The 23,980-nt window shown below is 42.2% G+C and carries 26 protein-coding genes; 17 read left to right on the top strand and 9 right to left on the bottom strand.

Annotated features, from left to right (window positions below):
- Position 1 precedes the first annotated feature (1 nt).
- Positions 2–2,422 (bottom strand): outer membrane beta-barrel protein, encoded by a 2,421-nt coding sequence (locus tag ABDW02_RS04730; RefSeq protein WP_343632622.1) that lies wholly within the window; start codon positions 2,420–2,422, stop codon positions 2–4.
- A gap of 290 nt (positions 2,423–2,712) precedes the next feature.
- Between ABDW02_RS04730 and ABDW02_RS04725 the strand changes: the two genes are divergently transcribed.
- Positions 2,713–3,597 carry a DMT family transporter gene (locus tag ABDW02_RS04725; protein WP_343632620.1) on the top strand — a complete coding sequence of 295 codons (885 nt, stop codon included), beginning with the start codon at positions 2,713–2,715 and terminating at the stop codon, positions 3,595–3,597.
- Positions 3,598–3,690: 93 nt separating this feature from the next.
- Positions 3,691–4,344 carry a hypothetical protein gene (locus tag ABDW02_RS04720; protein WP_343632618.1) on the top strand — a complete coding sequence of 218 codons (654 nt, stop codon included), beginning with the start codon at positions 3,691–3,693 and terminating at the stop codon, positions 4,342–4,344.
- Positions 4,345–4,386: 42 nt separating this feature from the next.
- On the opposite strand, the gene ABDW02_RS04715 is transcribed toward ABDW02_RS04720, so the two are convergent.
- Positions 4,387–4,590 (bottom strand): hypothetical protein, encoded by a 204-nt coding sequence (locus tag ABDW02_RS04715; RefSeq protein ID WP_343632616.1) that lies wholly within the window; start codon positions 4,588–4,590, stop codon positions 4,387–4,389.
- 150 nt (positions 4,591–4,740) lie between these two features.
- Here ABDW02_RS04715 and trmD point away from each other — a divergent pair, with 150 nt between their 5' ends.
- On the top strand, positions 4,741–5,433 hold the full coding sequence (trmD, locus tag ABDW02_RS04710) for a tRNA (guanosine(37)-N1)-methyltransferase TrmD (RefSeq protein WP_343632614.1): 693 nt from the start codon (positions 4,741–4,743) through the stop codon (positions 5,431–5,433).
- Here trmD and ABDW02_RS04705 read toward each other — a convergent pair whose 3' ends face one another.
- The 5 genes from ABDW02_RS04705 to ABDW02_RS04685 form a co-directional block, all read right to left on the bottom strand.
- Positions 5,434–6,249 carry a YoaK family protein gene (locus tag ABDW02_RS04705; RefSeq protein WP_343632612.1) on the bottom strand — a complete coding sequence of 272 codons (816 nt, stop codon included), beginning with the start codon at positions 6,247–6,249 and terminating at the stop codon, positions 5,434–5,436.
- Between the two features lies 1 nt (position 6,250).
- On the bottom strand, positions 6,251–6,712 hold the full coding sequence (locus tag ABDW02_RS04700) for a hypothetical protein (RefSeq protein WP_343632610.1): 462 nt from the start codon (positions 6,710–6,712) through the stop codon (positions 6,251–6,253).
- Positions 6,709–7,191 carry a hypothetical protein gene (locus ABDW02_RS04695; RefSeq protein ID WP_343632608.1) on the bottom strand — a complete coding sequence of 161 codons (483 nt, stop codon included), beginning with the start codon at positions 7,189–7,191 and terminating at the stop codon, positions 6,709–6,711. Before ABDW02_RS04695 ends, ABDW02_RS04700 begins: the two co-directional genes overlap by 4 nt.
- Before the next feature lie 93 nt (positions 7,192–7,284).
- A complete protein-coding gene (locus ABDW02_RS04690) occupies positions 7,285–8,652 on the bottom strand; it encodes a HAMP domain-containing sensor histidine kinase (protein WP_343632606.1) in 1,368 nt (455 codons plus the stop codon).
- The gene (locus ABDW02_RS04685) at positions 8,649–9,332 is read right to left on the bottom strand and encodes a response regulator transcription factor (protein WP_343632604.1); all 684 of its coding nucleotides are present in this window, start codon (positions 9,330–9,332) and stop codon (positions 8,649–8,651) included. Before ABDW02_RS04685 ends, ABDW02_RS04690 begins: the two co-directional genes overlap by 4 nt.
- A gap of 127 nt (positions 9,333–9,459) precedes the next feature.
- On the opposite strand from ABDW02_RS04685, the gene ABDW02_RS04680 reads away from it, so the two are divergent.
- From ABDW02_RS04680 to ABDW02_RS04650, 7 genes are all read left to right on the top strand, one after another.
- Positions 9,460–9,903 carry a winged helix-turn-helix domain-containing protein gene (locus tag ABDW02_RS04680; RefSeq protein ID WP_343632602.1) on the top strand — a complete coding sequence of 148 codons (444 nt, stop codon included), beginning with the start codon at positions 9,460–9,462 and terminating at the stop codon, positions 9,901–9,903.
- 20 nt (positions 9,904–9,923) lie between these two features.
- The gene (locus tag ABDW02_RS04675; protein WP_343632600.1) at positions 9,924–10,481 is read left to right on the top strand and encodes an L-threonylcarbamoyladenylate synthase; all 558 of its coding nucleotides are present in this window, start codon (positions 9,924–9,926) and stop codon (positions 10,479–10,481) included.
- Positions 10,482–10,511: 30 nt separating this feature from the next.
- Positions 10,512–11,936: an HD domain-containing protein gene (locus tag ABDW02_RS04670; protein ID WP_343632598.1), complete on the top strand. Its 1,425-nt coding sequence runs from the start codon at positions 10,512–10,514 to the stop codon at positions 11,934–11,936.
- 113 nt (positions 11,937–12,049) lie between these two features.
- The gene (locus tag ABDW02_RS04665; protein WP_343632596.1) at positions 12,050–12,592 is read left to right on the top strand and encodes a hypothetical protein; all 543 of its coding nucleotides are present in this window, start codon (positions 12,050–12,052) and stop codon (positions 12,590–12,592) included.
- Positions 12,593–12,673: 81 nt separating this feature from the next.
- Positions 12,674–13,393, top strand: coding sequence for a class I SAM-dependent methyltransferase (locus ABDW02_RS04660; protein ID WP_343632594.1), 720 nt, complete (start codon positions 12,674–12,676; stop codon positions 13,391–13,393).
- 1 nt (position 13,394) lies between these two features.
- Entirely contained in the window at positions 13,395–14,240 is an 846-nt protein-coding gene (locus ABDW02_RS04655) for a TraB/GumN family protein (RefSeq protein ID WP_343632592.1), read from the top strand.
- A gap of 1 nt (position 14,241) precedes the next feature.
- Positions 14,242–14,697 carry an FKBP-type peptidyl-prolyl cis-trans isomerase gene (locus tag ABDW02_RS04650; protein WP_343632590.1) on the top strand — a complete coding sequence of 152 codons (456 nt, stop codon included), beginning with the start codon at positions 14,242–14,244 and terminating at the stop codon, positions 14,695–14,697.
- Here the strand turns inward: ABDW02_RS04650 and ABDW02_RS04645 are convergent.
- On the bottom strand, positions 14,663–15,586 hold the full coding sequence (locus tag ABDW02_RS04645) for a hypothetical protein (RefSeq protein ID WP_343632588.1): 924 nt from the start codon (positions 15,584–15,586) through the stop codon (positions 14,663–14,665). The genes ABDW02_RS04650 and ABDW02_RS04645 overlap by 35 nt on opposite strands.
- Before the next feature lie 58 nt (positions 15,587–15,644).
- The gene (locus ABDW02_RS04640) at positions 15,645–16,553 is read right to left on the bottom strand and encodes a hypothetical protein (protein ID WP_343632586.1); all 909 of its coding nucleotides are present in this window, start codon (positions 16,551–16,553) and stop codon (positions 15,645–15,647) included.
- Between the two features lie 284 nt (positions 16,554–16,837).
- Here ABDW02_RS04640 and sucD point away from each other — a divergent pair, with 284 nt between their 5' ends.
- The 7 genes from sucD to ABDW02_RS04605 all read left to right on the top strand — a co-directional run bounded on the left by sucD (position 16,838) and on the right by ABDW02_RS04605 (position 23,914).
- Complete coding sequence (sucD, locus tag ABDW02_RS04635; RefSeq protein WP_294674580.1) at positions 16,838–17,716, top strand: succinate--CoA ligase subunit alpha; 879 nt, start codon at positions 16,838–16,840, stop codon at positions 17,714–17,716.
- A gap of 119 nt (positions 17,717–17,835) precedes the next feature.
- Positions 17,836–18,777, top strand: coding sequence for an ion channel (locus ABDW02_RS04630; protein ID WP_343632583.1), 942 nt, complete (start codon positions 17,836–17,838; stop codon positions 18,775–18,777).
- An 81-nt stretch (positions 18,778–18,858) separates the two neighbouring features.
- A complete protein-coding gene (locus tag ABDW02_RS04625) occupies positions 18,859–19,473 on the top strand; it encodes a 7-carboxy-7-deazaguanine synthase QueE (RefSeq protein WP_343632581.1) in 615 nt (204 codons plus the stop codon).
- A 2-nt stretch (positions 19,474–19,475) separates the two neighbouring features.
- Positions 19,476–21,488, top strand: coding sequence for an OmpA family protein (locus ABDW02_RS04620; RefSeq protein ID WP_343632579.1), 2,013 nt, complete (start codon positions 19,476–19,478; stop codon positions 21,486–21,488).
- The gene (locus ABDW02_RS04615) at positions 21,488–22,459 is read left to right on the top strand and encodes a geranylgeranylglycerol-phosphate geranylgeranyltransferase (protein WP_343632577.1); all 972 of its coding nucleotides are present in this window, start codon (positions 21,488–21,490) and stop codon (positions 22,457–22,459) included. The genes ABDW02_RS04620 and ABDW02_RS04615 overlap by 1 nt, the downstream gene beginning before the upstream one ends.
- Positions 22,456–23,040 (top strand): Maf family nucleotide pyrophosphatase, encoded by a 585-nt coding sequence (locus ABDW02_RS04610; protein WP_343632575.1) that lies wholly within the window; start codon positions 22,456–22,458, stop codon positions 23,038–23,040. Before ABDW02_RS04615 ends, ABDW02_RS04610 begins: the two co-directional genes overlap by 4 nt.
- Position 23,041: 1 nt before the next feature.
- On the top strand, positions 23,042–23,914 hold the full coding sequence (locus tag ABDW02_RS04605) for a helix-turn-helix transcriptional regulator (RefSeq protein WP_343632573.1): 873 nt from the start codon (positions 23,042–23,044) through the stop codon (positions 23,912–23,914).
- Positions 23,915–23,980 lie beyond the last annotated feature (66 nt).

The raw sequence follows: 23,980 nt of genomic DNA, 5'->3' as shown, positions 1-23,980 counted from the left end.
TCTAGCTTCCACCCGTATTCACACGGCCTTTTAAATCATCAGCCCCCGTTCCCCTTCTTCTGCTTCCGGCAACACTGGTTTTCCCGAATTTGTAGGTGAAGCTTAAAGTTGCCACACGTGTGTCTCGTTTGACATCAAAGTACTCGGTGTAATTTGTGAAAGCCACATTCGCACGAATGTAATTGGTGTAGAAGATATCCGTCCAGGCAAATTTGATCACTCCGCGGCTTTGCAGGATTTTCTTTTGAACTCCGATTCCCGTATGCCAGATTTCCTTGATGTGGTCAAACGCATAAATTTCCGGTGTGTGGTAAGAAGCATTCCATTCGATAGACCAGTCTTTCTTCAGCGTGAAAGTATTCACCGTATTCAGGATCAATACTCCCGAACCACGGTTTTGAAGATTCGTATTGGCCACATTCCCGGAATAAAGCGCAATATATGCATTGATGTTATTGACACTGTTCCACCATTTGGTCACTTGCACGGGAGCCGAAATATTTGCGTAGATCAGATCTGCACGTTTCAGGTTGATATTGGTCTGAACGGTGACGTTCTGGTTCTGTGTCAAAGGCGCAATGACTTCTGTAATATTGTCTTTCGTGGTAGCAATTCCTGTGTTCACAAACAGGACATTTTTAAAGGCATAACCCAATTCAAACGTATAAGTTGTTTGCGGACGTAAATGCGGGTTTCCTTCCTTGTAAGTCGATGGGTCCAGGTAGAATTTGAAAGGGTTCAGCTGATCGTAACTCGGACGGTCGATCCGGCGGTTCATCGATAATTCAAAATGGTGCTTTTCTGTCGGGTTGTATCCCAAATACGCAGTCGGGAATAATTGGAAATAACCGGTATCCGAAACAGCATTCGTCATGCGCTGAGTTCCTTTTACATGGGTATATTCCCCACGTGTTCCCAGTTGGAAAGACCATTTTTTTCCTTCGTAATTCCAGGTCAGGTACCCGGCACCGATTGTTTCCTGGTAAATGTAATGATTGCTTTTCGTGCTGTCGTAAACCGGGGCTCCGCTGCTCCGGTCGAAAAACTCCAGGTCATTGTCGGCAATAACATAACTGGATTTCAAACCCGCATCCAGGAAATTTTTAGCATTCAAAACCTTGTGCAGATCCGTTTTCACTGCATGAATGGCCAGTTTTCCTTTCAAATCTCCGGTCAGGATATACGGATTCTGAATGGCCGTTCCGTTCATGTCGAAGTAATTGGTATTGAACAACTGGTCATTGGTGTTCTGGTATGATGCATAATCCAGGTCAGCCGTGATTTCCGAACCTGCGGAATCCAGTATGTGTTTGAAGTTGATATTGGCAGAACCGTTAAACCAGTTGTCCTTCCGTTGATTGGTCGTCACAAAACGCGACGAAGTAACATCCTCTTGCAGTTGCACATCCGAGCGGTTAACTCCGTCCATAGTGTATGCATTGCTCATTCCATTTGCTAAAATACTCAGGGCATTCTTCCGGTTCAGCTGGAAATCCATCCCGAAACGCGCGCTGTGATTGGAAACGGGAAATTTTAGGTTATTATCCTGTATGTAAGCGCCCCTGAATGTGTCCTGTTCGTAAAAACGGCGTTCCAGCACCAGGTGATTGAACCCTTTCCGGTAAGCATAATTATACGATCCGAATACGTTCACTTTCTTGTTGCGGTGATTCAGTGAAATCCCTGCTCCTGCCTTCGGGTAAATTCCCTGCCCGTAATTAACGGTCGCCGTTCCGTTCGTTCCCAGGCGCGTATCTTTTTTCAGCCGGATATTGATAATGGCAGCGCCCGCTGCATCGTATTTGGCAGATGGATTGGCTATTAATTCGATCTTATCGATGGCTGAAGAAGGAATTCCCCGCAGGTAATTCGCCAGGTCCGTTCCCGACATCGGCTGTGCTTTCCCGTCGATCTGGACAATAATGCCGCCTTTCCCGTTCAGGCTGATATTGTCTGTCGAACTGATACTCACTCCCGGAGATTTTTCCAGTATTTCAAAAGCCGAAGAGCCGGTTGCACTCAGTGATTGCTCCACGTTCAAAACCATCATTCCGGGTTTCCGTTCAATGACCGGCTTGGTGGCAGAAACCGTTACTTCTTCCACTTCTTTGGTCTTATTCTGAAAAGCCAGGTTCAGGTTCGAAGCTTCCGCAAAAGGAATGACCGCAGTGGTAAATTCCGTAAAACTCTCGTGAGTAGCCCGAATGAAAACAGAATCCACAGGGATCACATCTGCTTCAAAACTCCCGTCTTTTTCCGAAACAGCCATAGACAAAAGGGTCGAATCTGCTGAATACACAAACAATACAGCATCTGCCACACCTGCGTTCTTCGGGTCGGAAATGCGCCCTTTTATCCAGGTTTTCTCCTGTGAAAAAGATTGGAAGGAAATGAGCAAACAAATGAGTAGTCCTGTTTTCATGGGTATTGATTTGGAACAAAGATTGGCTGATTGTCCGGGATTATTATTAGCCTTTTTTTCATTTGTGACCAATCGTTTCAGAAACAAGTCGAGCGGTTTTTAATGTGGATGAATGAACCCAGGCGCAAAGACTTTGGAGCAAAGAGTGTGACCTTTATAAAAATCCGAAACCTCTGATTATGCATTTTGAATTCACCATTTTGAATTATTTCATTCACTACAACGCTTTAGCAATTCCGGGTCCTTTTCCGGGTCAAAAAAAGCAGTAATTTTAGGTTTCAATTGGAAGTATGAGCAAGCTGAAAGGGGTTATTTTCGTGGGATTGGGAGCTGCAAGCTATGGTATTCTTGCCACGATCGTCAAATTTGCCAACAACTCCGGAGCCCATACCAGCGCATTGACTTTTTACCAGGCTCTGGTAGGCGTGGTCTCGCTTTTCATATTGATGACCATCCAATACCGCAAACAACCGGAGCTCCCCAAACCGAAAACAAAATCCAAAGTAAAACTCCTGCTTTTCGGGATTTCCATGGGATTGACCAGCTGTCTTTACTACATTTCCATTCAATACGTTTCGGTTTCCATCGGTATCATTTTGCTGATGCAATCCATCTGGATGAGCGTGGTATGGGAAATGATCCAGCAGCGTAAAATGGCGCATTGGAGCAAACTTGCCGGAAGTTTGGTGGTATTGATCGGGACTGTTTTTGCCACAAACCTGATCCAGCAGGACGTCAAACTTTCTCTTATCGGGTTATTGTATGGTTTGGCCGCGGCTTTGTCATACACGATCAGTTTACACGCTTCCAACCATGTGGAAAAACAAATTCCCAGCCTCACACGCAGTTTTTACCTCGTTACCGGCGGATTTCTCACCGTGATCGCATTTTGGAACGTACAAATTCCCCCTCACCTGGATTGGATGATTTTCCTGAAATTCGGGTTGGTCCTGGGCTTATTCGGAACGGTAATTCCTCCTATTCTGTTCACGCGCGGAATTCCATTAATCGGCCTGGGAATTGCGGGAATCTTAATCGCACTGGAAATACCGGTTTCGATCCTTTCCGCCCATCTCGTTTTGAAAGAACACATTTCACTGATGCAATGGTTCGGAGTGTTGCTGATCGTAGCGACCGTTGTCTTTATGAACAGCCGGAAACAGAATGAGAATTGAGAACGGGAATGATGGTTCAATTCTTTTTCTTTCGTAAAAGAGTACAGGTATCTGCAGAAAAGTTAATTTTCCACTATTATTAAAACACTATTCATGAAAAAAGAAAACAATTTTTTGGTACAAATTATTATTGAAATTGTAGCAATATTTATTGGTATCACTTTAGCACTAATTATCGATCAATTTAAAGAGAATCGTCAAACTATTTCCGAAGTAAAGAGTCACTTCAATCTTATTATCAATGAACTTTCCAAAGATTCATTAGAGTTACAAATCATTGAATCCAAATTACAAAAGCAAATAAATGATATAGATTTACTTTGTTTAGCTCTCAAAAATGAAGACAATTCTTCATTCAATGAACAATTAACCAATTTAAAACCAGTAGAAATATATAATCCGAGAACAGATGAAATCAATTTCATCTTAAATTCCAGTTCATTTTCACAGATATACAACGATAGCATTTTTAGCCATTTAAACAATTTGAAATCTGATTGTAAAAACTTTGATTTTATTCAGAAACACGAATATCAATTAATCAAAGAGTTAAAAGATCAATTTATACTTCCATACCTGGATTACAACACGCAATTAATTGACATAAAAATGATCAGAGATAAAAATTACTTTTTAAACAAACTCCAGGAATATAGTGGATTAATCGACTTAAAAAAAGCTATGATTGGAGTTATGAAAACAGGATCAACACAATGTATAGAGGATATGAAATCAGTAATCAAATAACATCAACTTCCTTGTTCCTCAGTGTTCATCCGTGGGAAACCATTAGTCTTCCCATCCGCATAATTTCAAGCCCAATTTTTCAGCTTCGGCAACGGAAGTTTTCTTCACTTCGTGCTTGCAGTTATTGAGTCCGCGGCAATCGCGCTTGTAATGATAGGCAACAGAACCCGGAGAATCGCAGATATAAACAGTACCGTCTCCGGAGGAGAAACAACACGCAAGAGCAAGAGCTAAGATGATTTTCATGTGAATAATTTGGTTTCGTAACTAGTAACAATCAGGCAGCGAATATAGTCAATCTGCTTATTTTCAGGTCTTTTTTTCGCAATTTTTCAGTTCGCCTATTTCAAAGCAGGTAAAAAGAAGTGATCGGATGAATTTGACTAACTTTGCGGCATGCGATTCGATATTCTTACCATTCTTCCGGAACTTTTAGAAGGCCCGTTCAACGTTTCCATGATGAAACGTGCCCAGGAACGCGGATTACTGGAAATCCATGTTCACAACATCCGTGATTATTCGACAGACAAACACCGGAACGTAGACGACTACCAGTATGGCGGCGGTGCAGGAATGGTTATGGCCATTCAGCCGATTGTGACATTGATAGAGAAATTGAAAGCAGAACGCCACTACGACGAGATCATTTATATGACTCCCGACGGAGAATTACTGGAGCAAAGACACAGCAATTCCTGGAGTTTAAAAGAAAATATCATGATTCTTTGCGGGCATTACAAAGGTGTCGACGAACGCATTCGCGAACATTACATTACCCGGGAAATTTCGATCGGATCTTACGTCCTTACGGGAGGAGAATTGGCAGCTGCAGTGGTTGTTGACAGTATCGGAAGATTGATTCCGGGTGTTATGAACGATGAAACCTCTGCACTTACGGACAGTTTCCAGGATGATTTGCTTTCACCTCCGGTTTACACACGTCCTCCGGAATTTAACGGATGGAAAGTCCCCGAAGTGTTGTTATCCGGGGACTTTGGAAAAATCGAGCAGTGGAGAGAACAGCAGGCCATCGAGCGAACTCGAACCCGGCGACCTGATTTGTATAAAAAGTTTACAGGAGAAGAATAATTACTTACTCTCCAACACACTGTTTTTCTTACTTGTATTTGTTTTAATCGAACTCTGAAGCTTTTCCAGCCTGGCTTTCAAAGTTGCGTCATGCTGTTTTTTATTCATAAAGAACGGAACATAGGTCTTCGCAAAATCGTAAGCCAAAACCCCCAGCATCGCCGCTGAAATGAAATAAAATACCTGGAATTGCACATAATGAATGATCAACCCGGAAAAAATCCCCCCGGCAACATACGATCCCATAATGGCAGCCATTAGTTTTGTTTTTTCAACGACCTGCACATTCATGCGGTACTTTTTCTTGGTAAGCATGGATAAATGAAGCGCCAGATCGGTCGTTAAACCCGTTAAATGCGTAGTCTTTACCTGGAAATTGGAAATACTTGCCGTCAACCCGTTTTGAAGCCCCATGGAGCACAAAAGCACGGAAACCAGGATTTCTGTTTGGGTCAGCGTTTCTGTATAGAAAAACTGCCCGTAAATCCCCACAAAAATAAAACACCCTATTTCCAGCACCATCGGGATACTATGCGAGATGAACGCGTTCTTTTTCGTGCTGTTGATAATCAGGTTATTCGACAGGAAACTTCCTGAAAAGAACAAAAGGATCCAAAACAGGACCACCAACATCTGGAACCATTTTCCATCGGCAATTTCCTGCGTCAAAATCGCAAAATGCCCCGTGAGGTTCGACGTAAAGGAATAAAACAAGACCAATGAAGCTAAATTCACCATTCCCGCAATCAGCGCGGTGAAAACTCCTAATCTTAAATTATCCTGAAATGTTCTGCTATTGCTATATCTACGTAACATCTTAATTTACTTTTTTGAGTGTAATCTTCACTATTCCACGTGCGTGGACATCGGTATCAAAGTGAAGTACCAATTCATTTTTCTTCAGGGATTCAACCGAATAAGCTTCCGTTGTTCCGTCATTATTGAGTAATGTAAGGATCCGACCCCGGTCTTTGAGTCGCCATTTCGCCCAATGTTCTTTGCCTGTCCGTTCGTGCAGCTTGATACTGTAATTCTTCTTGAAAGTCCAGTTCTCAAATTCATGGATCACCAAATGGTTGGCAATATCAATCCGCTCATCCTCACCGATTTCCTGCTTCACCTTTTCATCCACATTATTCCGGTCATATACCCATGAAACTTCTTTCCACTCTCCTACTATCGCTACTTCCGGGTAAGCCGAATGACTGAAGACATAGTAACCGAATGAAGTCAGTGTGATTACTGCAAGACATGCCGATATAACTAGTTTCCGTTTCATATTAATGAAGTGACAATGATTTGATTGTTCTTATTGGAATACTGGTTCGTATCCCAGGCAATGAGTTGTTTTTTAATTTTCGATTTCTGCAGGAACGGAATCACGTCCATGCTTTTCTTGTGAGACCAGTCGAAACTTAATTCATATGGAATAATGATCCGATCGACCTTATTGGTTTCTGTAAACTGTTCGAACGAACTTTGCGTAAACCCACTGAAAAAAACAACCTGAATCGAAGACACTTTCGGTCCGAGTTCTTTTTCCAGTTCATACAATTTGGTCAGGTATTCCTTTCCTGCCATTTCAATTTTCAAATCGCTCTGGTCAAAAAAGAGTAAATCCGAAATGGAATTTGACAGGTAAATCCCGTGCACCAAAAGCACATTAATCGAATCTTCCGATTGGAATTGTAATAATGCTTTAAGCGGTTCCAAAGAGGAAACTTTAAAGTCTGTCGGTATAAGAATTGTTGTGCTCATATCTGCTTGTTTTGAACAAATGTAGAGCACGACTATAAGGACGGTATAAGAGCCGGATTAAAACGGGATTAGAATTTTAGTTTTAACGTTTCTTTAAGATTTATAGGGAATTACGAGGCTCACCAATGTTCCCTTTTCTTCTTCCGAATGCACAATGATTTTGCCTTTATGCTGGCGCATGATATTCCGGGTAAGCGGTAACCCGATTCCATAACCTTCAAACGAATTGGTGTTGGAAGCCCGGAAGAACGGATCGTAAATATGGCCCAAATCCTGCGGTGGAATTCCAATTCCATTGTCCTGGACATGAATGGAAATCGTTTCTTTTGTATGCGTCAGGTAAATACGCACATCCTGGTTTTCAGAATATTTACTCGCATTTAAAAGCACATTCGACAAAGCCAGCTGAAGTAATTGCGAATTCCCTTTAATTTCCAATGCATCCAGGTTTTCAGGCAAACTACCGAAGTCGAACTTAATGTTGTTTCCGGGAATAATGCGGTTTACAGTCTCTATTGTTTCAAAGATCAACTCGTCAATGCGCAATTTCTCAATGGTCATTTTCTTTCCGTCAAATCCGGTTTGAGCCAGGAACAGCAAAGCCTTTGTTTTCTTATTCAACTTCTCGGCCTGTTCCAGAATATGATTCAAAGCGGTTTTGTAATCTTCCACGCTTCGGTCCTTGCTCAGCATTAAATCTGCCTGCCCGATGATACTTGTCAGCGGTGTATTTAATTCGTGCGATGCATTACTGATGAAATTATTCTGTGTTTCGAAACTGGTTTCCAATCGGTCCAGCATGTTATTCATGGTTTGGATCAATTCTCCCAGTTCGTCTCCCTCCTGCTTGTTCTCAATCCGGAAATGCAGGTTTTCGGTACCAATGTGATGAACACTTGTGCTCAGATCAGTAATGGGCTTAATGAGTCGTTTGGATAGCCACAGGGAAACTATGATGATCAGGAAAACCGCCGAAAAAAACATCGAGATCAGCAATCCGCCCAGGTAATGCTTGTATTTCGTATAGTACATGTTTCTTGCAGAAGTATAGACCACGAAGCTTTTTCCCTTCTTCGAAACATAGATTTTCCCGTAACGCAGCAAATTTCCATGTCGTTCCTGTGCCGTTTTATATCGGATTACTTTCCGGATAAATCCCGAATCCTCTCTCGTCTGGCGCGTATTGAGAATCGGCATATTATTCCTGTTTACTTCTACCACAATGCTTTTTTCATCCGGCAATTTCTCCAGGTATTCCTGTTTGAACTCTCTCACAAACTCCTTATCTCCCCGATGGTCCAGCTCAATACGAATCGTTGTATTGGTACGTGTTTCAAGCCGGTCGTAAAAGTCGTTGAAAACGTAATTGGAAGACAGAACGTAAACAACCGTACTGAACAACAGGATCAAAACAGCAAACGTACTGCTCAGCAACCAAATGATCCGTACACGAATTTTCATTCCTCCTCTCGCATTACATATCCCATTCCGATCACCGTATGGATCAGCTTAGAACCACCGAACTGCATCAGTTTTTTTCGCAGGTAGTTCACATAAACATCTACCACATTGGTCCCGGATTCAAAATCGATTCCCCAAACTTCCTCCAAGATATCCATTCGCGAAAACACCTTGCGGGGATTCATGATAAAAAGCAACAATAACCGATATTCCGTCGAAGTGAGACTGATCGGATTTCCATTCCGGGTAACTGTTTTCCGGTCGTCATCCATCGTCAAATCGTCGAAATGAAAAAGCGTACTTGCTGTTACCGTTTGATTTTCAATCCTTCTGAGTAAAGAACGGACACGCGCGTTTAATTCAATAAACTTGAAAGGTTTAGGCAAATAGTCATCCGCCCCGGAATCCAGTCCGAGTGCAACATTTTCCGGAGTCCCCAGAGCCGTAAGCATTAAAATCGGCACCTGGCTCGTTTCCCGGATCTTGGAACAAACCTGCATTCCGTTTAGTCCCGGAAGCATGATATCCAATATGATCAAATCGGGATTCCAAAAATGGAACTCGTCTAATCCTTTTAGTCCGTTGTTGGCAATTTTTGTTTCGAAGTTCTCTTCCGTCAGTCCTTTCTGAACCAGTGAACTAATTTGCGGATCGTCTTCGATAATCAATATTTTTTTCACAGAAAATGGATTGAGTGATAAAATTAGTAAAAAGAATCGAATGAAAATCGGATATCTTAAAACAACAACACACTGTAAATCAATTTATTAAGATTGAATCTGTTCGTATCTTTGGGAACACCCGAATTTGGAAATTCTTAAATTCTTTTTTTTCCAAAAACACTTTTTTCAAGCGATAATATTTCCTAAATTAATTAAGAAAACTTGTTATTCATTTAATTTACATCATGTTATGCCAACGTTAAAGCCTCTTGTTTATACCCCTAAACAAATCTCAATTTCACTTGCAGGAAGAGCTCTTGCTCACCCTTGCAGAGTTAAAATGGTTCAATTACTCATAAAACATCCTAACTTAACAAATAGAGAACTAACCGAAAGACTTCGTTTATCTAAATCTACCATTCATGACCACTTGACAAAACTTTGGGATGCCGGGTTAATAAATGTAAGTTATTCTCCTCATTCACTTTGTGTGGAAATCACTAAAGAGCAAATAGAGATGTACAAAAAGTTGGAAGCATTATTCGATTTCGAACCCAAAAAAGCCTATCATTTGAGTCTTCTCGATTAACTTTGCCGAAAATTAAACTCATGACTATCGATCCAGCAATCATCGAAGCACTCAAAACAGGAAAGACTATCCTTTATCCTTCGGATACTATTTGGGGAATTGGCTGTGATGCTACCAACGAAGAAGCTTGTCAGCGAATTCTGGAGATTAAGGAACGACCGGCAGATAAAAGCTTTATTTTGCTGGCCGACAGTTTTCAGATGATTGAAAAGTACATTCCCGAATTTCCGGATGTTTGTTATGACCTGGTCGACTTGTCCGATAAACCTTTGACGATTATTTATCCGAACGCACAGGGATTGGCTCCGAGTGTTTTGGCACAGGATGGTTCTGTGGGTATCAGGCTGACAAAAGATCCTGTCTGTCTTTCATTGATCCGTAGTATTCGCAAACCACTGGTTTCAACATCCGCCAATATTTCCGGAATGCCCTTTCCGACTAATTTCAGCACCATCGATCCGAAGATCAAAGAACGCGTTGATGCTATTGTGGAATTAAGAACGAACGAACAACTTACAACTCCTTCGCAAATTATAAAAATCGGATTAGACAGTTCCATACAAGTTATCCGAAGCTGATTACAGTTAATTCAGTAACTTTGCGCCCGCATGCAAACAGAAAATTTCGCTCATAAACTCAAACATCCTGTTTTTAAGGTTGTTTCACAGATCATTTCCGAAAAAGGCCTAGAGGCTTACGTAATCGGTGGATTTGTGCGGGATTTGCTGCTGGACAGGCCTTCCAAGGATATTGACATTGTGGTCGTAGGCAACGGGATGGAACTGGCAGAAGCCGCCGGGGAAAAATTGCGCGTGAAAAAAGTCAATCTCTTTAAGAACTTTGGAACAGCGCAATTCAATTATAAAGACCTGGACGTGGAATTTGTCGGAGCGCGAAAAGAATCTTATCAACGCGATTCCAGAAAACCCATTGTGGAAGACGGAACACTAAGCGATGATCAGAAAAGACGCGATTTCACCATCAATGCACTGGCACTTGACCTGCGGGAAGAAACTTTCGGAAACCTGGTCGATCCGTTCAATGGATTGGGCGATTTGGACAAAGGAATCCTTCGCACACCGCTTGATCCAGATACCACCTATTCGGATGATCCTTTACGTATGATGCGTGCAATCCGTTTTGCTACACAGCTGGATTTCCAGATTGAAATGAGTAGTTTGAAATCCATTCTTGAAAATGCGTCCCGACTGGAAATTATTTCAAAAGAGCGCATCATGGATGAGTTGAACAAGATCATCCTGGCGAAAAAACCATCCAGAGGATTCGAGTTGTTGAACTCCACGAAATTGCTTCACCAGTTTTTCCCGGAAATGATTGCTTTGCATGGAGTGGAAACACGTGACGGGAAAAGCCATAAAGACAATTTTTACCACACACTGGAAGTATTGGATAATGTGGCGCTGCATTCCGATAATTTATGGCTGAGATGGAGCGCTATTCTGCACGATATTGCAAAACCACCTACCAAACGGTTTGATTCCCAGGTTGGCTGGACCTTTCACGGACACGAAGAATTGGGAGCCAGAATGGTTCCGAAAATCTTTGCAAGGTTACGACTTCCGCTTGACCATAAAATGAAGTATGTGCAGAAACTGGTTCGACTTCATTTGAGGCCGATCGCACTGGTAAAAAGCAATGTGACTGACTCGGCAGTAAGACGGTTGCTTTTTGAAGCCGGCGACGATATCGACGACCTGATGACTTTGTGCAATGCGGATATCACCTCTAAAAACGAATTCAAAGTCAAGAAATACAAGAGAAATTTCGAACTGGTAGTAGAGAAGTTGAAAGCGGTTGAAGAAAAAGACCATGTAAGGAACTTCCAACCGCCGATTTCCGGGGAATTGATCATGTCGACCTTTAATATTGGACCTTGCGGTGAGATCGGAACAATCAAAAACCGCATCAAAGAAGCCATCCTGGAAGGAGAAATCCCCAACGATTTCGAAACGGCAAAAAATTTGATGCTGCAAATCGGCGAAGAGCTCGGGTTGACTGTCCAAAAAGGTTAATCATTCAAAAAATTGAACTTTTAACCTTTTTGAACCTTTTGAACAATTGAACTTCTTTTCAATTTTCAATTCTACATTTTCAATTTGAAGTATCTTTGTAAAAAAACAACTGCATGGGTGCGCTAAAATTTCGCGTGTTATTAGATTCTGAAAAAGATCAGGAAGTATTCAGAGACATTGTCATCAATGAGGACGATAACTTTGAGTCTTTCTACCGGGCTATTTTGAATTCTTTCAATTTTGAAGGACAAGAGATCGGTTCATTTTTTATGTCCAACGATGAGTGGGACAAAGGTCATGAGATCAGTTTGATGGATATGAGTTATTCCGATGAGGACACGGAAATCACAAGTGTCATGTCGGAAGCTAAACTGAGTAATTTTATAGAAGCACCCGACCAAAAGATCATTTTGGTATATGATTTCCTGAGAATGTGGATTTTCCTGATCGAATTGCAGGAACGCAACGAAGAAATTGTTGACAAACCGAAAGTAGCATTGGCAGTAGGAACGGCTCCTCCTGAAGATTCAAAAATGATCCAGGATGATGCGTTCTTCGGCGAAGAAGAAGACGAAGATTTCAATGATTTTGACGAAGATTTCGGCGATGGTTACGACGAAGATGATTTGTCAGGTTACGAAGAATACGAATATTAATTATCAGTTATGAATGCTTGAATTATCAAGATTTCATTTCTTGATAATTGATAATTGACTCATTCATAATTACTTTTAAGTATGAGCAACGAAAAAAAATACGGCGATCCGATTGGAGCAGCCATCAAAGAATACGCAGACAAAAGACGCCCGGAAGACATTATTGTTTCTTCCGACATTTGCGAAGACGATATTATTCCTTTGGAAGTACTTTTCAGAAAATACGATGAAATGCCTCCGATCGAACAAAAAGCCCTTTCACTGGCACGAGGACACGTACTGGACGTTGGTGCAGGCGCAGGAATTCATGCAACATATCTGCAGGATCTTGGGTTTAAAGTCGATTGTATCGACATTTCTGAAGGAGCGGTTGAGTACCTGAAAAGCAACGACTTGAACGCAGAACGCATCAATTTCTTTTCCCTGAAAGACCGGAAATACGATACCATTTTGATGTTAATGAACGGAATCGGCATCGCCGGGAAATTATCCAACCTGGAAAGAACCCTGGAGCATGCAAAATCCTTATTGAATCCGGGCGGAAAGATCTTGTGCGATTCTTCGGATATTCATTCCCTTTATGAGGATGAAGACGGAGCGCTTTGGGTGGATCTGAATACGGAATACTACGGAAACTTCCGTTTTCAAATGAAATACAAAAAGCAAAAAGGACCTTGGTTCGACTGGCTGTACGTAGATTTCGACAATTTATTCCAGGCTTCCAAAAAAGTTGGTTTGAAGGCAGTTCGTGTATTGGAAGAAGACGATCATTACCTGGCCGAATTAACCCTGGAAAAATAACATGCGTTTTTTGACCTGGATTTTTTTATTCCTTTCGGGACTTGTCTTCGGACAAAACAATTCGCTGTTGTACCAGGTGAAAGGAAAGGATAAAACCGTTTCTTACCTCTTCGGCACGATCCACATGATCCCGGATTCCCTCTATTATTTTCCCGGAAAACTGGATAAAATCATTTCCAGGTCCAATGAAGTGATTCTGGAGATTGCGAATCTGAACGATCAGAGTGCGGCTATGAAACTCATGGAATTGGATTCAGGTTCCTGTTTCGATATTTTCACTCCGCAGCAAAAGGATTCGGTATTGAACTGGGGAGCAGATTTATTGGGAACACAACCCGCAAAATTTGAAAAGGCACTCGAAAAAAGAAAACCGTTTACCTTATTACAGCTGAGCCTGCAAAAAATGATCACCGGGAAAGTACGCATGATCGATATGGAAATCGAATCGCGCGCTCAGCAAAACAAAATCCCGGTAAGTGGCCTTGAAACAGTCGAGTACCAATTGGCAATTTTTGATAAAATCCCGTCCGAGGAAATGGCTGAAATGATCATGGAATCGGTGAGAAATCCGGAGGAAGGTGAAAAAAACTTCCGGGAAATGGTCCGTTATTACCATGATCAGGATCTTGAAAAATTGGCCAAACTAATCCAGGAAAGTGATGAACTGGGAAGTTCTGCGGAAGAACTGTTGGATAAAAGAAACCACAACTGGATCCCCAAAATGGAGGAACTGATGAAAACCAAATCCTGTTTCTTTGCAGTCGGCGCCGGACATTTAGGCGGATCAAACGGAGTAATTGAACTGCTCCGGCAAAAAGGATATGAAGTAACTCCTGTTCGATATTGATATGCGTAATCTATTAGTTATATTGCTGACCGGCCTGATCGTTTTGGGCTGCAACACTTATTCAGAAGAAGAAAAAAGCGGTTTCGTTTCAAAAGCGGAAGAATATGCCAAAAAGCACCATTGGAACTACGAAGTGCTGGATGGAGGCCTGGTAGTAGAAGTGCTGGAAAAAGGAACCGGAACAGAAAAAATCCAGTCGGGAAGTGAATTGGAACTTTCCTACAAAGGAACACTCACCAACGGAAGAAAATTCGACCAGACGGAACCGGGAAAACCGTTGAAATCCAATTTAAAAGGATTGATCGGCGGATTTCAATTGGGACTCCTGAATCACGTTGCCGGAACAAAACTGCGCATGGTCGTTCCGCCACAATTGGGATACGGAGATGACGGCCTGGATAAAATCCCTGCAAATTCGACGCTTATTTTTGAGATTTCGATTGAAAAGGTCTTCTGAATTGGTAAAATTCATAGCGTAAATTAAGAGCCCAGCTTTTGCTTTCCGTGTAACTCGTCTTCCCTTTTGTAAACTGGAAAGCCATTCCGTAATTCGCTTCCAGTCCAAGTCTGATTCTTTTGAAGAACGGGTTATTCTTGGATAAGGCAAAACTGATATCAAACGGTATGCTAACCAATAATCCTTCCGACATTTTTGCAGCATAATTCGTAGTTTGCGATGGATTTAACACCGGCTGTGGAGTGGAAGACTGGTAAGTGCTTCCATTAATATCCTCTACGATGTAACTTTCCCAGGTAGCTGATTGAACGGAAGGTTTGCCAAGCAGCATATAAACATCCAATCCTGTTTCAAACTGGAAAATCTTACCCGGTCTCAGCGCAAAACGCTCTCCCAGTCCGATCATCCATGATTTTATCCGGTACTGTTTTTGTATCTCCTGCCGTCTGTTACCATAAACGAAATAAGTTGTTCCCGTTTGCCCGGAAGATAAGGTATCAATAATAGTCCTGTTGTCACGGACCCAGTACTTCGAAGCTTTTGCCTCAGGACCTTGGCCGATATGGATAGTTGTGGAAAACCGATAGTTTTTTCCAGTCTGCTTTTTCGGGTTGTTGAGAAAGGAAAAGGAGAAAACGTTATACGAATCATCCGGTTCCCCTGCAAATTGGTCTGTCCCGGTCGGATTAACCTGAAATGAATCAAGAACCTGGAATCCGGGAGTTAACCGGTCCCAGCCGGCATCAGAAAAAGCAATTTTATTAGGCGTAATTCCACCGATACTGGCTTTCACTGCAAAAGCAATCGCTTTCGGCTTAATGGAATCGTTTTTTTGAGAAAAGCTTATTCCGGTGATTAGCAGGAACAAACAAGGGATAAAGGCTTTCATCAGTTGGTTTTAATATCCCAAAATTAGAAATTAAAGCTTTATCCCTTGCTAATGACCTTTAAAAAGCAAAACGAAAATTCATTCCCCCGCTGACATTGAAATTACTGGTGATCAAACCTCCTGTAAATACCGTTGTCAATCCGGGATTCAACTCTGCTCCTATGCGCATACGGCTTGCAACAGGACTTGTCCGCGACAACTTAAAGCTGATTTCCAATGGCACGCGCATGATTAACCCGGCAGTCACTTTGCTGGAAAATGTTTCTGTACGGATATCTTCGGTTGCAGGATACGGATATGCCGGATAATACCCTCCGTTCGGATCCTGCGGTAAGCCCTCAACTATATATGTGTCAATATAAGAAGCCTTTATTCTACTGGAAAGACTAAGTAAACACAAAACATCCAAACCGGTTTCAAATTGGAAAATACGGTTCGGGTTTGTGGCGATGTGTTCTCCCGCACCGAAAACAAGTGTCTGGGAGTGATAAATCTTTGAAATACTCTGGTTCCTGTTACCCATCACGTAAAACTCCTGTCCGGTCTGGGAAGAACTCAGCGTATCTATCACCTGTTTGTTTTCATGGTACCAGTCTTTTCTTGCGGCTATTTCCGGCCCGTAACCCAGGTGAATTGTTGTTGTTGCCAAAAACTTACGATCTGCCTGGTTCATTTTTTTATTATTAATGAATGAAAAGGAGAACATATAATAAGAACCGTTAGAGATCGACCGGATATTATCGTTGAAATTGAGTTGATGGTCCATCGGCTTCAGTGAATCCGGAATCTCAAATCCAGGGGTCATTTTTTCCCATTCCGCGTTGGTATAATCAAAATTCACACGGCCTGTCATTCCATGAGTCATCTTGACAATAAAACGCGTGTTTTTGGTTTTTAATGAATCCGCCCGTTGGGAAAAACCAATCCCGGTAATCAATACGGATAATAGAGCTATGCAGGTTTTCATAAAACGATATTTTAATGATTGATTAACAGCGTAATTGCTCATTTATTGTGTGTAAATGCATAAAAGCCTGTTGGAATAGAGCAATAAACCAGACTTATTCAACCATCCTGCCAATACACCAATAACCGATTTTAAAAACTCTAAAAACCTCATTTTTAAGGATTTTCAGGATTCCATGAAAATATCATTGTTTAGCAACATAAATTCACTCAAAACATTGTTAAAACGAAAAGAAACCGCTATTTTTGAATCGCATTTTAAAAACGAAATCTAAATTCTCAAACATGAGTGTTCTAGTTAATAAAAACTCTAAAGTAATTGTACAAGGATTCACAGGAAGTGAAGGTACTTTCCATGCAGGTCAGATGATTGATTATGGAACAAACGTTGTAGGAGGTGTTACTCCGGGAAAAGGTGGTTCAACTCACCTGGATCGTCCTGTTTTCAATACAGTTGCTGATGCAGTAGCAAAAACTGGTGCTGATGTTTCTATTATTTTCGTTCCGCCTGCATTTGCAGCTGATGCCATTATGGAAGCAGCAAACGGAGGAATCAAAGTGATCGTTTGTATCACGGAAGGTATCCCGGTAAATGACATGGTGAAAGCAAAAGAATACCTGAAAGGTACAGGAGCTCGTTTGATCGGGCCAAACTGTCCGGGTGTGATCACTGCAGATGAAGCGAAAGTAGGTATCATGCCGGGATTCGTTTTCAAAAAAGGAAAAATCGGGATTGTTTCCAAATCGGGAACTTTAACGTATGAAGCAGCTGACCAGGTTGCTAAAGCAGGATTGGGAATTACAACTGCAATCGGTATCGGTGGTGACCCGATTATCGGAACAACTACCAAAGAAGCCGTTGAATTGTTGATGAACGATCCTGAAACAGAAGGAATCATCATGATCGGTGAGATCGGTGGAAGCCTTGAGGCTATCGCTGCACGCTGGATCAAAGAAAACGGCACAAAACCGGTTGTCGGATTTATCGCAGGTGAAACAGCACCAAAAGGACGTACAATGGGTCACGCAGGTGCAATCGTTGGTGGTGATGACGATACAGCAGAAGCTAAAAAACGTATCATGCGCGAGTGCGGAATCCACGTAGTTGATTCTCCGGCTCACATTGGTTCGAAAATGGCTGAAATTTTAGGAGTTACAGCGTAATCGCTCTAATTAATACTACAAGATCCCGGTTCCTAAAAGAATCGGGATTTTTTTTGCTCAAAAATGTCGTTTCCAATTCCATAGTTTGATTAACTTCAAGTATTATTTCAAAAGGCCACATGGACAAACAACGCAAATTCAAACAATACGAGTCACAGGATCCCGGTTTGGGAACAGCTTATCAAAAATCAGTCAAACGCATTTTAAACGAGGACGGTTCCTACAACATCAAACGGATCGGTACGGTCCGCATGCTTAAGGATTTCTATAAATATTTAGTCGATCTGAATACCTGGAAATTCGGCTTTTTCCTGGTCGGAAGTTTCCTGGTGGCAAACCTGTTCTTTGCAGGAATTTATTGCTGGATCGGAACGGAACACCTGCACGGGATCAATCCCAATCAAAACGAATTCGTGGCAGCTTTTTATTTCAGTGCCCAGACTTTTACAACCGTTGGTTACGGGGCCATTGCTCCTATCGGCAATCTCACTTCCTTCATTGCTGCCATGGAAGCTTTCGTAGGGTTGATCGCTTTTGCCATTGCAACCGGTTTGATATACGGACGGTTCTCCAGACCTTCTACCAAAATTGCTTTTTCACACAATGTCATCATTACACCGCATAAAGACCAAATGGCACTGATGTTCAAAATTGTGAATCAGCGAAACAGTGTGCTCCTGAATACCAAAGTACATGTGATGCTTTCACTGGTAGACGACGATTCGGAGACAGGTATGGTTCACCGTCAATACTATACGCTTCCGTTGGAGGTTGATTTCGTGCGCTATTTCCCGCTAACATGGACACTCGTACATCTCATCAACGAAGATTCTCCGTTATACGACCTTACATTGGCAGAAATCAGGGGAAAACTGGCAGAATTGCTCATTATTATTGAAGCATTCGATGAAACCTACTCCCAAACAGTGATTCGGAAACACTCTTACGCCGAACACCAATGGGCAACCGGTGTGAAATTCAAAAAGAATTTCCATGCAGACGATAACGGGACAATTGTCCTCAACATTAACGAGATCAGCGATCTGGAAGTCTTGTCTTAATTATCAATTACCGATTACTAAATTATCAAGCAATCCTACATTCATACTTGATAATTGATAATTGATAATTACCTTTGAAGTATGTCACAATACAGTTCTACTTTCTACCCCGTTATGGAACATTTCTACACGTTACAGGGTGAAGGAAAATACACGGGAACCTCTGCATATTTCATTCGATTGGGAGGATGTGATGTCGGCTGTGTTTGGTGCGATGTCAAAGAATCCTGGGATGCGGATATCCATCCGAAGATGAGTGTGGAGGAATTAAAAAACCTGGTTTCCCAATATCCGGGGGAATTGGTCGTTATTACCGGAGGAGAGCCTGCCATGTATGACCTGACTGTTTTGGTGGATGCACTCCACTCCATCGGGAAATACGTCGCTATTGAAACTTCGGGTACCAGTGATTTATCCGGGAAGGTAGATTGGTACACTTTTTCTCCTAAAAAATTTAAAGCACCGGTTGAAGAAGCTTATTTGAAGGCTTCGGAACTAAAAATTGTTATCTTTCATAAATCGGATTTGGCATGGGCAGAAGGCCATTCGCAAAAAGTGAATGAAAACTGTGTTCTCTATTTACAGCCGGAATGGTCAAAAAGGGAACAATTATTGCCAACAATTATCGAGTACGTAAAAAATCATCCGAAATGGAAGATTTCTTTACAAACTCATAAATACTTAGAAATACCTTAAGCATGAAAAACGGATTATTGGTTTTGTTCTTATTAGCTATGGCTTCCTGTTCCACAGCTCAAATGACTTACTCCACCAAAAACAAAAAAGCCATTGAATTGTATGAGCAAGCCAGAAATGAACCTGGCAAATCAGTTGATCCAAGAACTCACGGCCCCAATTTCGCAGGAGCGATCAGTCTCTTAGACAAAGCATTGGAGAAAGATCCGAATTTTTGGGAAGCTCACATGGTAGAAGCTGAAATGTATGAAGAATTGAATCAGCCTTACAAAGCAATCGAACATTACCGCAAAGCAATAGCAATCAATCCGAACCCAACTTCGGGAGGAGCCGTTTATTTCTACCTGGGAACGATGGAATATTCCGTAGGTGAGTATGAAAATGCGGCTAAAAGTCTCACAGAGTTTACAAAAGCCAAGGGTGCACATCCGGAAAATGTTGCCCGCGCAAACCAACTCATTAATGACTGTGCTTTTGCGATTGAAGCCATGAAAAATCCGACACAGTTCAAACCGGTGAATTTAGGACCTGGCGTCAACACAAAAGATGCGGAATATTTCCCTACTATTACCGTTGATGGAAAAACCCTCCTGTTTACCAGAAGAATTGAAGACAAGAGGGTTCCGGTTTATGGCGAACAGGAAGATTTCTACGTGTCCAATCTCAGTACATTCAAAACCTGGGAAACCGCGATCCCGATGCCTAAAAACATCAATACAGTGAGAAACGAAGGAGCTCCTACTATTTCTGCAGACGGAAGAAACCTGATCTTTGTGGCTTGTGACGATGAGTCAGGAAGTTATGGTGAAGGCCGCAAAGGAAAAGGAAGTTGTGATCTGTTCTACACCAAACGTTTGGGAAATCAATGGGTTGACCCGGTAAATCTTCCGGGAGCAATCAATACCGGGAACTGGGAAACACAGCCTTCCCTGTCAGCAGACGGAAAAACGCTTTACTTCGTGCGTCGTGTGATGACTAAAAGCGGTATCCCGGATTCAGACATTTACACTTCGACATTAAAAGACGACGGAACCTGGAATACGCCTGTACGCCTTCCTTCTACAATCAATACTCCATATATGGAAGAATCCGTACTGATACACCCGGATGGGAAAACCCTGTATTTCTCTTCGCAGGGACATCGTGGGATGGGCGGACTGGATATTTTCGTTTCCCGTATGAACGACAAAGGAGAATGGGGACAAGCTGAAAACTTAGGATATCCGATCAATTCAAGTGCCGACGAAAACTCGCTATTGGTAAGTGCCGACGGAGAAATTGCATTCTTTGCTTCAGACCGTGAAGGAGGATTCGGGAAACTGGATCTGTACTATTTCGTGTTGCCTGAGAAGTTCCGTCCGGTGAAAACACTTTATTTCGACGGATTGGTTTTCGATGCGGTGACCAAAAAACCGCTTCCGGGGAAATTCTCACTGGTAAATATCAAAACAGGAGTTGAAGTGATCAAATCGGAGGCTGACCAGGTCAACGGAACATTCACCGTTTCTCTTCCTATCAACGAAGAATATGCACTCTCCGTAAGTTATCCGGGATACACCTTCTACTCCCAGAATTTCAACATGACAGTTGCCGACAACCAGGAATCTTTCCACATGGATGTGCCGATGAACCCGATCGTTGCAGGACCTCCGACAGCGCTTCGTAACGTATTCTTCGATTTGGATAAAGCAACACTGCGTCCGGAATCATACGTAGAATTGAACAAATTGCGCGACTTCCTGAAAGCCAATCCGGCTATTAAAATTGAGATTGGCGGACATACCGATACGCGTGGTGATGAAGCGGCTAACTTGAAACTGTCCGATGCCCGTGCAAAATCAGTGAAAGATTATCTGATCCAGCAAGGAATCGAAGCTACACGTTTGTCTTCCAAAGGTTACGGCGAAACGATGCCGATCTTTACAGACGAAGCAATCGCAAAAATGACCAAGGAAAGCGAAAAAGAAAAAGCACATCAGGAAAACCGTAGAACAGAATACAAGATCCTTAAGTAATGCATTTCATTCGCCTCATACGACCGGTCAACCTGCTTGTCATTATCCTGACAATGTATGGTGTCCGCGTATTCTTTCTGCCCTATTTATCGGAAGATATCCTGCTGAAAAAATCGCATCCGAATGAAGCACTGGACTATTTCCTGTTGGTTTTTTCTACGGTTCTTATCGCTGCAGCCGGAAATATCATCAACGATTATTTTGATGTAAAGGCCGACCGGATCAACAAACCGGAAAAACTGATCATCGGAAAACACATCAAACCGCGATGGGCCATTGTTTCGCATTGGATACTGAATTTCGTAGCGTTCTCGATAGCCTGTTATCTGACCTGGGAATACGAAACATTTTGGTATGTATTTATCCACTTATTGAGCATCAATATCCTGTGGTTCTATTCCATGTATTTCAAACGCAGATTCCTGATCGGGAACTTGTTTATTGCTGCTTTGACCGGTTTGGTCCCGCTTCTTTGCGGAATTCATTTCCTGGGATTAACCACTCCTTTTCACAGCGCCAATTTTATGAGCGATTTTAAAGAAGGTGCGAATTGGATTTCCCACTTGAACCTGAAAATATTCTTCATCGTTGCATTGGCTTTCTTTGCTTCCTGTTTAAACCTGGTTCGCGAAATTGTGAAGGATATGGAAGATGTGGAAGGAGATCTGTTACTGAAAGCGAAAACAATTCCGATCGTTCTTGGGATTAATAAAGCGAGATGGATTTCACTGCTTTGCCTGATCGCGATCATTGCCGTTTCCCTTCCCTTTCTGATCGAGGGATATTCTGTTTTCAACAAGACCTTCATTCGCGTTATGGGGCCATCTTTACTGATCTATTTATTACTGGTTGTCTGCTGTATGCTTTTACTGAAGCAACCGGAGCGTAACCGGTTAAAACAAATCGACCTGATTTTAAAAATAACGATGTTGATAGGCTGCTGTTTGCCTTTTTACTGGTATTTCCTATGAAAGAACTGAAATGGGTCCTCGGATCACAATCGCCCCGAAGAAAAGAATTGCTTGCCGGAATTGGTGTTGAGTTTGAAGTCCGTGTAAAAGACACGGAAGAAATCTACCCGGATTCATTACCTGCTGAAGAAGTTCCGGAGTACCTGGCAAAACTGAAAGCTAAAGCACTTCTACCCGATTTGGCCGCTGATGAAGCAGTTATTTGCGCTGATACGGTGGTAATCCTGGATGGGAAAATCCTTGGAAAACCATTCGATTATGAAGATGCACGGCAGATGCTCACCAAACTTTCCGGGCAAAAACATACCGTTATCACCGGTGTTTTTATCGGTTCAAAATCCAAAAACACATCCTTTTCCGAACGGACGGAAGTTCTTTTCGAAACACTCAGCGACGAGGAAATCAAATTCTACATCGAAAAATACATGCCTTTCGACAAAGCCGGATCTTACGGTGTACAGGAATGGATCGGATACGTAGCCGTAAAACACATGGAAGGAACTTACACCAACGTAATGGGATTGCCGACCAATAGACTATACAAGGAAATAAAGGTTTTCCGGGAGGCATACCAACAATAATATGCGGAAAAGCAATCGAACCATTCCTGTGAATTCGATGGACGAAGATTTCACCCGCGGGATTTCCATAGACAAACTAAGCATTCACAAATCTGACTTCAAAACCGTTGAGCAGCACGAAACTGCAACAGAATCCCACCGGGATGAAGGACACACCTTTCACATAGTCGAAAAAGGAACCATAACGATTGAAATCGATTTCAAGAAACACATCGTTACCGCTCCGGCTGTTGTATATATGCATCCTAACCAGGTTCACCGCATTCTGGACTTTTCGGAGGTAACCGTATGTTCCATGGCAATCAAAGAGGAAAACATTCATCCGGATTATCTTCAGTTCCTGGAAGAAATCGCCCCGGCGGATCCGCTCGCATTAACTGCAGAGGCAAATTCTGTGGTTTCCAGTACTTTTTCGCTTTGTCAGCAGTTTTCTCTACTCAAAAACAACAAACTTCACCATTCTCTTCTAAAAGACAGTTGCAACACACTGATAGCATTTTTACTCTCCCAATTTTTGAATCAGCAGAAAGCAGGAACAAATCTTTCACGGTTTGAGCAAGTCACAAAGTCTTTCAGGCAAGTACTGGAAAAAAATTTCCATACACTCAAACGACCGGGTGAATACGCCGAAAAATTGAATATTTCAACGTCCTATTTGAACGAGTGTATTAGAAATACCACCGGAATCTCCGCTTCACAATACATCCGGGACCGAATTATTCTGGAAGCCAAACGGCTGCTTCATCATAGCGACAAATCAGTGAAAGAAATCGCTTTCGAGCTCGGCTACGTCGATTATTCTTATTTTGCAAGACTCTTTACCACAGCCACCGGGATATCTGCAGGAGCCTTTCGCAACAAAAACCGCGATTAGTCCAATATTTGCCTTGCTTCCTTATTTCCAGGGATAGTTTTAGTTCTGAATTTTGCTCCATACTAT

This window comes from Fluviicola sp. (assembly GCF_039596395.1).
Lineage (GTDB): Bacteria > Bacteroidota > Bacteroidia > Flavobacteriales_D > Crocinitomicaceae > Fluviicola.
The sequence above is the reverse complement of the archived record's forward strand: the minus strand, read 5'-3'. Positions and strand labels throughout refer to the sequence as shown.

Excerpts from the sequence above, each read along its gene's own strand:
- ABDW02_RS04730 (WP_343632622.1), bottom strand. The coding sequence starts at position 2,422 with ATGAAAACAGGACTACTCATTTGTTTGCTCATTTCCTTCCAATCTTTT.
- ABDW02_RS04640 (WP_343632586.1), bottom strand. The coding sequence starts at position 16,553 with ATGAAAACCTGCATAGCTCTATTATCCGTATTGATTACCGGGATTGGT.
- ABDW02_RS04695 (WP_343632608.1), bottom strand. The coding sequence starts at position 7,191 with ATGAGCACAACAATTCTTATACCGACAGACTTTAAAGTTTCCTCTTTG.
- ABDW02_RS04610 (WP_343632575.1), top strand. The coding sequence starts at position 22,456 with ATGAAAGAACTGAAATGGGTCCTCGGATCACAATCGCCCCGAAGAAAA.
- trmD (WP_343632614.1), top strand. The coding sequence starts at position 4,741 with ATGCGATTCGATATTCTTACCATTCTTCCGGAACTTTTAGAAGGCCCG.
- ABDW02_RS04660 (WP_343632594.1), top strand. The coding sequence starts at position 12,674 with ATGAGCAACGAAAAAAAATACGGCGATCCGATTGGAGCAGCCATCAAA.
- sucD (WP_294674580.1), top strand. The coding sequence starts at position 16,838 with ATGAGTGTTCTAGTTAATAAAAACTCTAAAGTAATTGTACAAGGATTC.
- ABDW02_RS04700 (WP_343632610.1), bottom strand. The coding sequence starts at position 6,712 with ATGAAACGGAAACTAGTTATATCGGCATGTCTTGCAGTAATCACACTG.
- ABDW02_RS04645 (WP_343632588.1), bottom strand. The coding sequence starts at position 15,586 with ATGAAAGCCTTTATCCCTTGTTTGTTCCTGCTAATCACCGGAATAAGC.
- ABDW02_RS04720 (WP_343632618.1), top strand. The coding sequence starts at position 3,691 with ATGAAAAAAGAAAACAATTTTTTGGTACAAATTATTATTGAAATTGTA.
- ABDW02_RS04705 (WP_343632612.1), bottom strand. The coding sequence starts at position 6,249 with ATGTTACGTAGATATAGCAATAGCAGAACATTTCAGGATAATTTAAGA.
- ABDW02_RS04670 (WP_343632598.1), top strand. The coding sequence starts at position 10,512 with ATGCAAACAGAAAATTTCGCTCATAAACTCAAACATCCTGTTTTTAAG.
- ABDW02_RS04605 (WP_343632573.1), top strand. The coding sequence starts at position 23,042 with ATGCGGAAAAGCAATCGAACCATTCCTGTGAATTCGATGGACGAAGAT.
- ABDW02_RS04690 (WP_343632606.1), bottom strand. The coding sequence starts at position 8,652 with ATGAAAATTCGTGTACGGATCATTTGGTTGCTGAGCAGTACGTTTGCT.
- ABDW02_RS04725 (WP_343632620.1), top strand. The coding sequence starts at position 2,713 with ATGAGCAAGCTGAAAGGGGTTATTTTCGTGGGATTGGGAGCTGCAAGC.
- ABDW02_RS04620 (WP_343632579.1), top strand. The coding sequence starts at position 19,476 with ATGAAAAACGGATTATTGGTTTTGTTCTTATTAGCTATGGCTTCCTGT.
- ABDW02_RS04675 (WP_343632600.1), top strand. The coding sequence starts at position 9,924 with ATGACTATCGATCCAGCAATCATCGAAGCACTCAAAACAGGAAAGACT.
- ABDW02_RS04615 (WP_343632577.1), top strand. The coding sequence starts at position 21,488 with ATGCATTTCATTCGCCTCATACGACCGGTCAACCTGCTTGTCATTATC.
- ABDW02_RS04715 (WP_343632616.1), bottom strand. The coding sequence starts at position 4,590 with ATGAAAATCATCTTAGCTCTTGCTCTTGCGTGTTGTTTCTCCTCCGGA.
- ABDW02_RS04630 (WP_343632583.1), top strand. The coding sequence starts at position 17,836 with ATGGACAAACAACGCAAATTCAAACAATACGAGTCACAGGATCCCGGT.
- ABDW02_RS04665 (WP_343632596.1), top strand. The coding sequence starts at position 12,050 with ATGGGTGCGCTAAAATTTCGCGTGTTATTAGATTCTGAAAAAGATCAG.
- ABDW02_RS04650 (WP_343632590.1), top strand. The coding sequence starts at position 14,242 with ATGCGTAATCTATTAGTTATATTGCTGACCGGCCTGATCGTTTTGGGC.
- ABDW02_RS04655 (WP_343632592.1), top strand. The coding sequence starts at position 13,395 with ATGCGTTTTTTGACCTGGATTTTTTTATTCCTTTCGGGACTTGTCTTC.
- ABDW02_RS04625 (WP_343632581.1), top strand. The coding sequence starts at position 18,859 with ATGTCACAATACAGTTCTACTTTCTACCCCGTTATGGAACATTTCTAC.